General features: G+C 36.8%; 9 protein-coding genes. All 9 read right to left on the bottom strand.

What is annotated here, in order from left to right:
• Positions 1-265, bottom strand: a 265-nt coding sequence (locus H6A61_RS14690) for an AAA family ATPase (RefSeq protein WP_204394628.1), incomplete at its 3' end; no start/stop codon positions are given.
• Between the two features lie 114 nt (positions 266-379).
• Entirely contained in the window at positions 380-1,489 is a 1,110-nt protein-coding gene (locus H6A61_RS14685) for an MBL fold metallo-hydrolase (protein ID WP_239469249.1), read from the bottom strand.
• On the bottom strand, positions 1,486-2,022 hold the full coding sequence (locus tag H6A61_RS14680; RefSeq protein ID WP_154042715.1) for a hypothetical protein: 537 nt from the start codon (positions 2,020-2,022) through the stop codon (positions 1,486-1,488). The genes H6A61_RS14685 and H6A61_RS14680 overlap by 4 nt, the downstream gene beginning before the upstream one ends.
• A complete protein-coding gene (locus H6A61_RS14675; RefSeq protein WP_154042714.1) occupies positions 2,022-2,687 on the bottom strand; it encodes a hypothetical protein in 666 nt (221 codons plus the stop codon). The genes H6A61_RS14680 and H6A61_RS14675 overlap by 1 nt, the downstream gene beginning before the upstream one ends.
• A gap of 323 nt (positions 2,688-3,010) precedes the next feature.
• Positions 3,011-4,150, bottom strand: coding sequence for a dTDP-glucose 4,6-dehydratase (locus H6A61_RS14670; protein WP_204394626.1), 1,140 nt, complete (start codon positions 4,148-4,150; stop codon positions 3,011-3,013).
• Positions 4,151-4,166: 16 nt separating this feature from the next.
• Complete coding sequence (locus H6A61_RS14665; protein WP_204394624.1) at positions 4,167-5,438, bottom strand: nucleotide sugar dehydrogenase; 1,272 nt, start codon at positions 5,436-5,438, stop codon at positions 4,167-4,169.
• A 29-nt stretch (positions 5,439-5,467) separates the two neighbouring features.
• Positions 5,468-5,944: a PssE/Cps14G family polysaccharide biosynthesis glycosyltransferase gene (gene pssE / locus H6A61_RS14660; RefSeq protein ID WP_204394623.1), complete on the bottom strand. Its 477-nt coding sequence runs from the start codon at positions 5,942-5,944 to the stop codon at positions 5,468-5,470.
• A 1-nt stretch (position 5,945) separates the two neighbouring features.
• Positions 5,946-6,422 carry a PssD/Cps14F family polysaccharide biosynthesis glycosyltransferase gene (gene pssD / locus H6A61_RS14655; protein ID WP_204394622.1) on the bottom strand — a complete coding sequence of 159 codons (477 nt, stop codon included), beginning with the start codon at positions 6,420-6,422 and terminating at the stop codon, positions 5,946-5,948.
• The coding region (locus H6A61_RS14650) for a glycosyltransferase family 4 protein (RefSeq protein ID WP_204394621.1) at positions 6,415-7,333 on the bottom strand (919 nt) is incomplete at its 5' end. The genes H6A61_RS14650 and pssD, both read right to left, overlap by 8 nt.

The following is a 7,333-nucleotide window of genomic DNA, read 5'->3' as shown; positions in this document are numbered from 1 at the left end:
TATTCAGGTCCAGATGCAGCACAGGATATTCCGTCCATTCCTTCTCCAGTTCCGCAATCTTCAGCCCCTCGAACATCTCCCTCTTTCCGCTGAAATAAGTCTCCAGCGTGGAGATAAGAAGACTCTTTCCGAACCTGCGCGGACGGCTTAGGAAATAATACTTACCATTATCCACCAGATCAAACATCATGTCCGTCTTGTCGATATAAAGATAACCGCCTTCGCGTATCTCTTCAAAATTCTGTATTCCTATAGGGTATTTCATGTAAGTCAATTAAGAATTAAAAATTAAAGGTTAAGTTACGAGGCTTAACTTCGTTGACCGCATCCCCGCTCGTCACATTATCCATCTACTCCTGGTCATTTTTGGAAGCTTATCCTATATTTTGCTGATAAATTCATTGTCTATTTCAAAAGCCTTACCATGCAAATTGGTTTTCCATGTACATTTTTCAACATCCAAGTCTATATAATTTTCAATAATCCCTTTCCTGAAAGGAATTTCCTTTAATGTTGGATTAAATGTGCGTATGGCTTTTTGTAAAGAATTATCTCTTTTTTTGGGCTTATTCAGTATGTCAAAAGAAGTTATATATAGGTGTGTCACATTCTTAATGAATATATTAAGCATATCTTTGGTTGGCAGACATACTTTTCCATTAATGAAAGGAGATAATTGACCTACCAATAAATTATGATTAAACATTTCATCCCATACTCTCTTCTCGTATGCATTTTCAGAACCATGATGCGGTATCTTATAAAGTGATGCACTGTTTTTTGAGATACAGCTACAATTGTCGAGAATACATAGCCATCCACGTTTATTGTCTTCTGATGTTTCCAGATCACCTCCTAAAATAGCTGTATATCCGTTAACACTTACTTGCAGAACAACACACTTTTCATTCGGACTGCGAACTATAATTTTTCTGTTGGAGCATGGGACATAATTTCTCATTAATTCTGAGATTTCTGTTCCAAAATCTGATATTACTGCGTCTGAAGGAGAAAGAGCTATCACTTTTATGTCATTTCTTTCATCATTTCTACTATACAACACACGATCCTGTAATATTGTTTTCACAGGTATTTTTCTCTGATTAACTATATTCAGACATTTAGCCATGATATCCGTTGAGGAAGTATGAGACAATAATTTATCATTCCTGCTGTCAAGTCCGATAAACTCAAGAAACTTGGCTTTGTCCGAAGTTACAGCGAATGCTAATGTTGCGGATTTACATTCTTCAAGCAGCTTGTCTATCCCAAGAATATGGTCGTTATGCCAATGTGAACAAACTATTAATTTTACTTCCGTCTCAATGTGAACACCAAGTGACTTCAAATACTCAAGAGGCAAAGATTCTTTTGTAACAGGGTCTATGCACGAATCTACCACCATCCAATTATTCATACCTAATTGTACCACAACAGATTCTCCATATCCTCCACCTGTTCCAATCAAAGAAACTCTGAATAGATTCATTCCCACATGATACCCTCCTTCAACTTATCAACATCATTCATTATAGACTCAAATTCATTATTGCTCAAGTTTATACTTCTTTTAAAACGGATAAAAGATTGTTTTATTATTTGTCCATAGTAGTTGGCATATCCTATACTCCAATAAAAAACAGCTCCCACATTCAGTAAATGCAAATCACAATTTGATATATCTTTTTTTTCAAACTCAGCAATCTCGTGTGTAGTGTTTTCATCTGTATTTATTAATACAGCTGTAAAAGTTTCATCTTTTATTTCGGTGACATTACCTATCCAGTTGAGTGAATGACAAATATAATTCAAATTGCTTTTGGAACTTTTTATTAACGGTAACTCTATCTTTTCAGATTTATCACAGTCTCTAGTCTCAAATGTTGATAGTAAAGATACTCTTTCCTTAATCGGCAGTTGAATCTCTTCTAAAACCAAATCTTCATACAATGTAGGCAAACTATTGTTTGTATAGTTGTCAAAGAAAGAATATTTGTTGATTTGTAATGTTGAATCTCCCATTATCCGAAAATTTTTGAAAGAATATTTGAAACTATTTCTTTTGAGTTTGCCGCACAATAATCAAATTTATCCTCTACGAGTTGCGATGCCTTGTAACCGTTACTGTTAGGCTCCAGATTAAAATGATTGTTTATATTGAAATTTATGCCGAAATTCACCTTCAGTTCAGGTTCAGACGGTGATATACTCACACGTCTGAAAGATGTGTTTCCTGATTCTGTAGATTCTATTATTTCGATGTTTAACAATCTTGGTGATGTAAGAATATCATTCCAGTTATTCAATGGTGCCAGCCTGTCTCCAAAGTTATAATAGTTGTCGGCATTTTTTAATGATAAATCATATACATTATTAATGCCTACAGCTTTTATAGGAGTCTCATTCAATATTTTGAAGATATTTATAGCTAAATCACGCATAGGATAGAAATATGGTTTTTTCATTGTTTTGAAATCACATCTATTTCTTGAGACTTCAATACTCAACCATTCTCCCAACTGGAATCTGGAAAGTTCATTCATGACTATCTCTATTTTCGCATTTTTGGCCTCTTCCTCCTGTATAAGGTCTTTTGATGCCAACCAATAAGGGTGAAATATAGAAGGATTGAAATCTCCTAAAAACACCAATCCTCTCGTTTCAATCTCTAAATATTTATCTATCATAAATAAAATACTTTTTGTCGGCTGAATATCATAATATTCACAAAAGTAATTTTTAATTCCGATATATCAAATAAAAATATTCTTTTTCTTCCTTATATTAAACCGAAATTCCCCCATGCCCGGCATTACCCGCCGCCGCATGGAGGAATCCCCTAGTTATTAATCAATTTCGCTGTCTGCCAATTATTAATTAGCTTCGTTGACCGCCAGCTCTTAATTATTAATTTTTAATTAGCTTCGTTGACCGCCAGCTCTTAATTATTAATTTTTAATTAGCTTCGTTGACCGCCAGCTCTTAATTATTAATTATTAATTTTTAATTATTAATTATTATAAGTTTCCTCATAATACCTCTGATAATCCCCGCTCGTCACATTATCCATCCACTCCTGGTTCTCCAGATACCATTTCACGGTCTTCTCTATACCCTCTTCAAACTGCAGGCTCGGTTCCCAACCCAGCTCACGCTGCAGCTTCGTAGAGTCAATAGCGTAACGCATGTCATGTCCCAGACGGTCAGTCACGTAAGTAATCAGATCCAGAGAATACCCTTCCGGGTTACCCAGCAGTCTGTCAACGGTCTTTATCAGCACCTTTATGATGTCGATGTTCTTCCATTCGTTGAAACCGCCTATGTTGTATGTATCAGCTATTTTACCGTTATGGAAAATCACGTCTATCGCACGCGCATGATCCACCACATACAACCAGTCGCGCACATTCTCACCCTTGCCATACACAGGCAGCGGCTTGCGGTGACGGATATTATTGATAAACAGCGGAATCAGCTTCTCCGGGAACTGATACGGCCCGTAGTTGTTCGAGCAGTTAGTCACTATAGTCGGCATCCCGTAAGTATCATGATAAGCACGCACAAAATGATCCGAGCTCGCTTTCGAAGCCGAGTACGGGCTGTGCGGATTATATTTCGTATCCTCGTAGAAGAAATCCTTTCCGTACGCCAGATGATGTTCCGATGACGAAGCCGTAGTAGTGAACGGCGGCTTGATACCCTCAGGATTAGTCATTTCCAGAGCCCCATATACCTCGTCAGTAGAGATATGATAGAAACGCTTGCCCTCATACTTCTCAGGCAGACTCTCCCAGTACAGTTTTGCAGCCTGAAGCAGGCTCAGCGTACCCATCACGTTAGTACGTGCGAAAGTGAACGGATCCTTTATCGAGCGATCCACATGGCTCTCTGCGGCAAGATGGATGATACCGTCTATCTGGTATTCCTTCATAATCTCCTGCATACGTTCGTAGTCGCATATGTCAGCCTTTACGAACACATAGTTAGGCTTGTCCTCTATGTCCTTCAGGTTCGCCAGGTTGCCGGCATAAGTCAGCTTGTCCAGGTTGATGATTTTGTACTCAGGATATTTGTTCACGAACAGGCGCACTACGTGGCTGCCAATGAAACCGGCACCGCCGGTTATAAGGATGTTACGGTTAAAGTTCATAAAATAAATTAATTAATCAATCCCTTCTAAAAATATCTCTAGTATATACCTTGTAGATCACATCATCTAAGCAAGTATCATACCTGTTTGCTATGATAGCATTACTTCTTTCTTTGAAATCGTCAAGGTTATTCACAACTTCCGATCCGAAGAATGTCGTTCCTTCTTCCAAAGTTGGCTCGTATATAATTACTGTCGCGCCTTTTGCCTTTATGCGTTTCATTACTCCCTGGATGGAGCTCTGACGGAAGTTGTCGCTGTTCGATTTCATTGTCAGACGATAGACACCTATCACGCATTTTTTCTCATTCTCAGGATTGAAGTCGCCACGGTTGTAGTAATCGTAATATCCTGCCATCTTCAGCACCTGGTCGGCGATGAAGTCCTTTCTGGTACGGTTGGATTCCACTATGGCATGGATAAGGTTCTCCGGCACATCGGCATAGTTGGCAAGGAGCTGCTTCGTATCTTTTGGCAGACAGTAGCCTCCGTATCCGAATGACGGGTTGTTATAGTGGTTGCCTATTCTCGGATCAAGGCTTATACCGTTTATTATATCCACAGTGTTCAGTCCTTTCATCTCGGCATATGTGTCAAGCTCGTTGAAGTAGGACACTCTAAGCGCAAGATAGGTATTTGCAAAGAGTTTTACCGCTTCAGCCTCTGTCAGCCCCATGAACAGGGTATCGATATTTTCCTTTATGGCGCCTTCCTGCAATAAACCGGCAAATGTCTTCGCTGTTTCTTTCAGCTCGTCGGCATGATTGCACACCGTTTCTTTAGGACATCCCACGATGATACGGCTAGGGTAGAGGTTGTCGTACAGCGCCTTGCTTTCCCTAAGGAATTCCGGAGAGAAGAGAAGCTTCAGGTCTTTGCCGTATTTGCGGTACAAGCTCTCACAATAGCCCACTGGAATGGTACTCTTTATCACCATCACCGCATTCGGGTTTACACTAAGTACCAGATCTATCACTTCCTCTACATGGCTCGTGTCGAAATAGTTCTTTACGGGGTCATAGTTGGTAGGAGCTGCTATCACTACGAAATCCGCATCACTGTAAGCTGCCTCGCCATCCAGTGTAGCTGTCAGATCCAATTCATTTTCTGCCAGATATTTCTCTATATAGTCGTCCTGGATGGGCGATGTGCGGTTGTTTATCTTTTCTACCTTTTCAGGTATCACATCCACTGCCATCACCTTGTTGTGCTGTGCCAGCAAGGTTGCTATCGACAGGCCTACATATCCTGTTCCTGCTACTGCGATAATCTTTTTGTGTGTTGCCATCTTAAAAATAAAACAACTATTATTTATAATTATTCATTAATAAAGAGTCTTATATCTGAGATTAACTCATCTTGCCCACTTTTAAATGGAACTGGAACAAAGTTCTTACTTTCAGCAATAGCATTTTCCATCAAATCAATATCGAATAGTGGTATTATATGTTTTTCTCTAGATAAAATAGTTATTAAATCTACTTGATGGTTATTAATATGTTCCCCATACTCAGATAGTCTAGGTATTCCTATAACCTTTTTTCCCATTTTTAGAGCGGTTATTATAGATCCAGTTCCTCCATGTGAAATTATTAAATCTGCTGAATTCATATAATTATACATCTCTTTTAATGGTAAATAGTCAAATGTCTGAATATTACTATTCTGTATTACATTTGTACCAACTTGCGCTATGACCTTTTCTTTAATTATACCACTTGAAACTAATGATTCAAGTTTCTCAAACAACCTCTTAAATGGCTGAGGTTGTGTACCAACTGTAACAAAAATCATATTAATACAAAGTACCTTTATAAATAGATTTAGGATAAAATTTTTTCATACTTTCCCATTGCACATAAAAGCGGTCAGCAATGGGATAAATTAACTTTCCGGCACCAGATTTTCCTTGTATAGCGGCATACGTTTCAATAAAAATGATTTTCTTACCAAATAATTTTGCTAAATAACAAAAATACACACAAACTCCAGCACCTGTTGAAATTACAACATCTGGTTTAATAATGAAAAAATATTTAATACTTGATAATAGAGATTTAAAATTCCCCCAAAGATATTCTATTAATTTATTTTTACGTGTAGGGGTAAAATACAAAACTTTTGCACCATCAATAGTCAAAACAGAAGTAGAAATATCCTTTTCTGTAATTAGATAGGAATCATAATCCTTAAACAAAGGCTTTAATTGTAAAAGCTGAGTAAGATGTCCGCCAGAACTAGCAATGAACACAATTTTTTTTTCTTTATTCATTTATAGGAAATATTACATTGAACAATTTTTCAAGAACAACAGATGTTTCATACTCTGTAGCTGTTTCATACGCAGATTGCATCATTTTTATACGTAGGCTCTCATTCATATTAATAAATTTAATTATATTGTCTGCCAATCCAACAGCATCACCAGGAGTGAACAGAAAACCATTAATTCCATCTCTAACATAAGTTGAGATACCTCCTATATTGGATCCAATAACAGGAATGCTGGCAGCCATTGCTTCCAAACCAACCAATCCTAAACTTTCATTATAATTACTTGGGAATATAAAAAGGTCTATTGACTTGTAAAAATCTGGGAGCTTATCATGTCCTAAAGGACCTATATATTGTACTTTACCATCATATATATTACTATGTATTATATTTAGCAATTTGTTACAATCTTCTCCGAAACCTACAAATGTTGCCTTAAAATTAATATTTTTCTTTTTTAAAATCATCAATGCATCCAACAAAATACTCCATCCTTTCCCTTTTGTCAATCGAGACACATAACCTATCCTTAAAGTTTTATGAGAATACGTTTTACGCTCAGAGAAGAATGCTTTCTCAATTCCACCGGATGCTGATACAACAATTTTATTTTTATCCAGCTCTGGAAATTCTAACATAATAACATCTTCAAAATATTTACTAGGAACAACAATATATTTTGCTTTAGAAAGTAAAGGACGAGACATGTTTTTTAGAATCTTTGCCAATTGAGATTTTGTAAGAACATCCGCACCATGTACATTGAATATTAAATTTAGCTTTTTGAAAAAACTTACAAATCTTATAGGAGGTGTAGGAAAGGTTATTGTATGAACATAAATGAAGTTGTAGTTCTTAAATATTAAATAGAATAATAATTTAATATAAAATATTACATACTTACATAAC

Source organism: Bacteroides caecigallinarum (assembly GCF_016901995.1).
Taxonomy (GTDB): domain Bacteria; phylum Bacteroidota; class Bacteroidia; order Bacteroidales; family Bacteroidaceae; genus Phocaeicola; species Phocaeicola cellulolyticus.
The sequence above is the reverse complement of the archived record's forward strand: the minus strand, read 5'-3'. Positions and strand labels throughout refer to the sequence as shown.

Coding starts and splice junctions, on each gene's coding strand:
- H6A61_RS14685 (WP_239469249.1), bottom strand. CDS start 1,489: ATGAATCTATTCAGAGTTTCTTTGATTGGAACAGGTGGAGGATATGGA.
- H6A61_RS14680 (WP_154042715.1), bottom strand. CDS start 2,022: ATGGGAGATTCAACATTACAAATCAACAAATATTCTTTCTTTGACAAC.
- H6A61_RS14675 (WP_154042714.1), bottom strand. CDS start 2,687: ATGATAGATAAATATTTAGAGATTGAAACGAGAGGATTGGTGTTTTTA.
- H6A61_RS14670 (WP_204394626.1), bottom strand. CDS start 4,150: ATGAACTTTAACCGTAACATCCTTATAACCGGCGGTGCCGGTTTCATT.
- H6A61_RS14665 (WP_204394624.1), bottom strand. CDS start 5,438: ATGGCAACACACAAAAAGATTATCGCAGTAGCAGGAACAGGATATGTA.
- pssE (WP_204394623.1), bottom strand. CDS start 5,944: ATGATTTTTGTTACAGTTGGTACACAACCTCAGCCATTTAAGAGGTTG.
- pssD (WP_204394622.1), bottom strand. CDS start 6,422: ATGAATAAAGAAAAAAAAATTGTGTTCATTGCTAGTTCTGGCGGACAT.